This is a genomic window from Thermodesulfobacteriota bacterium, assembly GCA_040755095.1.
GTDB lineage: Bacteria > Desulfobacterota > Desulfobulbia > Desulfobulbales > JBFMBH01 > JBFMBH01.
Map to the genome: position 1 here is coordinate 1 of JBFMBH010000239.1, position 2,706 is coordinate 2,706.

A 2,706-nucleotide genomic window follows, 5' to 3' on the forward strand; every position below is an offset into this window, starting at 1 on the left:
AGGCGGTGGGTTGCCGCCCGCTCCAGGTAGCGGGCAGTTCTCTCCTCGGACCAGGTGCCGAAGTTGAAGCTGTGGATGGCGGAGATGCCGGTCTGGGCCAGGAGCCTGAGGTCCTCGTCGCTGGCATCGTCGTGCACCTGCCACATGAGGCGGAGTGCCAGCTCCGCATTCTGGGCCTGGGCCTGGCAGGTGCCGACTAGGCACAGGAGCACAACGGACAGCGCTGTGGCGGCGAGGCGCCGGCCCTGAGAGGACCTCGTGGCATCTACCGGCGACGCCGAAGCTTCTCGCAGCGGGAGCATCGGGGTCGGGACGTCAGAAGAGAAGGAGAGCTTGGTCGGTCAGCATATAGATGCCGTTGGCCGCGGGCGCTGCGATGACGTCCCGGGCATTGGGCCGGGGGACGAGGTGATCACCACCCCCACCACCTTCACGGCTACCGCCGAGGTGGTCCGCTATCTGGGTGCCGATCCGGTGTTCGTGGATATCGATCCTGTGACCATGAACATCGACCCGGACCGGATCGAGGCGGCCATCACCCCCCAAACCCGGGCGATCATGCCGGTGCATTTCGCCGGCCTGGCCTGCGCGATGGGACAGATCCTGGAGATCGCCCGCCGCCACGGCTTGGCGGTGGTGGAGGACGCAGCCCATGCCCTGCCGACCCGGCACGCTGGCCAGCTCATCGGCGCTCTGGACAGCGACATGACGGTGTTCAGCTTCTACGCCACCAAGACCATCACCACCGGCGAGGGCGGCATGGTGGTGACCCGGGATGCTGCCCATGCCCAGCGCATGCGCACCATGCGGCTGCACGGCATCAACCGCGATGTCTTCGGCCGTTACACCGCCGACAGGCCCTCCTGGTACTACGAGGTGGTGGCGCCGGGCTTCAAGTACAATATGACCGACGTCGCTGCGGCCATGGGCATCCACCAGCTGCGCAAGGCCTACCGCTTCCGGGACCGGCGGGAGGCGATTGCCCGGCGCTACCTTGAGGCCTTCCTTGACCTGCCCCTCCGGCTGCCGGCCGCCGGAGGCCCTGGTGATCTTCACGCCTGGCATCTGTACGTGATCCAGCTGGAGCTGGAGCGGCTGACCATCGACCGGGATCGGTTCATTGAGCTGATGTGCGAGGCCGGCATCGGCACCAGTGTCCATTTCATCCCCCTGCACCTCCAGCCCTACTGGCGGGACCGGTATGGCCTGCAGCCCAGGGATTTTCCGAAGGCCTACGACGTCTACCAACGGACGGTGAGCCTGCCCATCTATCCCAGGATGACGGACCAGGACGTGGAGCGGGTGATCGTCGCGGTGGGAGACATTCTGCATCGCCACCAACGGTAGCCGAGCGGCCGGCAGTCCCTGCCCCTTCCGCACGCCAGCCTGCCTCCATCCCTTGGCCAGGCATCTCAGGCACAAGGATCCCAGCGACCGCGACGACCGGCACGGCCGGTTTCTCTCATCCCGCCCCCACTCCCACAGTCCATTTGGTGGCCGTAGCTGACACAAGACGAAAGGTGACGACGGTCAGGGGACGCCGATCTCCTTGGCTTCATGTGCCAAGCCGGGTATCCTCGGACCAGATGGCGATCCTTCGGCCTTCGTGCAGCGGCCAGCCGGAAGCCCGTGCCGCTCCGGCGCCTGACCAGCGCGGCCGCTCCCTGACGCCGGCCATCACCCTGGAAGTCCTCATCCGCTGCTTGCCCCTTGCCCCAGGGAGGGCGCTCCCATGAAGTTCTTCAACACCGCCGGTCCGGTGAACCCAGCCGATCACTACTGCCTGGACCCCTTGGCCCGGATCAACCTGCCGGAGCTGGAGACCCTCATCGGCCAGAAGAAGTACTTCATTCTCCATGCCCCGCGCCAGACCGGCAAGACCAGCTCGCTTTTGGCCCTCATGGAGCATCTCAATCGAAGCGGCCGGTATCGGGCCTTGTACGCCAATGTCGAGGTGGGGCAGTCCGCCAGAGAGGATGTTCAGGAGGGGATGCGGGCGATTCTGAGCAGCATGGCCTCCTGGTCCAGGACCGCCCTGGGGGATGGGTTCCTGGAGGCCACCTGGCCGGAGGTGCTGGCCCAGGCCGGTGGTCACGACGCCTTGAAGGAGGTGCTGGTCCGCTGGTGCCGTCAGGAGGCCCGGCCGGTGGTCCTGTTCCTGGATGAGATCGACGCCCTGGTGGGGGATACGCTGATCGCGGTGCTGCGGCAGCTGCGGGCGGGCTACACCCAGCGGCCGGCGGCCTTTCCCCAGAGCGTCATCCTTTGCGGGGTGCGGGATGTGCGGGACTACCGGATCCACTCCGATCGGGAGAAGGCGATCATCACCGGCGGCTCGGCCTTCAACATCAAGGCCAAAGCTCTGGTACTGGGCAACTTCACCCGGGAAGAGGTCGCCATGCTCTACCAGCAGCACACCGAGGCCACCGGACAGGCCTTCACCGAGGAGGCCAAGGTCCGGGCCTGGGAATTGACCGCCGGCCAGCCCTGGCTGGTCAATGCCCTGGCCTACGAGGCCTGCTTCGAGATGCCGGCCGGTCGCGACCGGGGTGTGCCCGTCACCGCCGAGATGCTGGAGGCGGCCAAGGAGAATCTCATCAGCCGGCGGGAGACCCATCTCGATCAGCTGGCGGACAAGCTGCGGGAGGAGCGGGTGCGGCGGGTGGTGGAGCCGATTTTAGCCGGCAGCCTGGTTCCGGACAGCGT

At 66.7% G+C, this 2,706-nt stretch carries 2 protein-coding genes and 1 pseudogene; 2 read left to right on the plus strand and 1 reads right to left on the minus strand.

The genetic code is table 11. The features are described 5' to 3' along the window. On the minus strand, positions 1–212 hold a 212-nt coding region (locus AB1634_19300; protein ID MEW6221660.1), incomplete at its 3' end, for a hypothetical protein. Positions 213–387: 175 nt separating this feature from the next. On the opposite strand from AB1634_19300, the pseudogene AB1634_19305 reads away from it, so the two are divergent. Together AB1634_19305 and AB1634_19310 are read left to right on the plus strand one after the other, a co-directional pair. Beyond that, positions 388–1,347: pseudogene (locus tag AB1634_19305) on the plus strand (DegT/DnrJ/EryC1/StrS family aminotransferase). A 385-nt stretch (positions 1,348–1,732) separates the two neighbouring features. After that, positions 1,733–2,706, plus strand: a 974-nt coding sequence (locus AB1634_19310) for an ATP-binding protein (protein ID MEW6221661.1), incomplete at its 3' end; no start/stop codon positions are given.